The following is a 360-nucleotide window of genomic DNA, read 5'->3' as shown; positions in this document are numbered from 1 at the left end:
TCTATTATTTCTTTTTCAAATAAGCTACGTCTTATAAATTCACTTACGGATAATCTACATTTGGTTGCTTTAATTTTTAGAAGTTTCTTTTCGTAGATGGAACATCGAAACTTAACGAAATCAACTTTGCCCTTAAATACTTTTTTTTCTTTGCGACCATGGGGAGTCAAACAAGAGGTCTTTGTGGGAACAAAGACACATCTTGAATTCCTACCCATTATGATTTCGTTTTCAGAAGAAGGCTGTTCTAAATCCAGCATTAAGCTATCCGATTGATGTAGTACATCTATAGGAATCTTTACATACTGCTTCTTTTCATCTGTTGATTTAAAATCAAATTTCTTTTCTTTTTTCATAACA

The 360-nt window shown here is 31.7% G+C and carries 1 pseudogene; it reads right to left on the bottom strand.

Annotated elements, in window-relative coordinates:
* A pseudogene (locus tag MWU65_RS17620) lies at positions 1-360 on the bottom strand (hypothetical protein); the annotation flags it as partial.

The sequence above is a fragment of the Cellulophaga sp. F20128 genome, from assembly GCF_023015805.1.
GTDB lineage: Bacteria > Bacteroidota > Bacteroidia > Flavobacteriales > Flavobacteriaceae > Cellulophaga.
The sequence above is the reverse complement of the archived record's forward strand: the minus strand, read 5'-3'. Positions and strand labels throughout refer to the sequence as shown.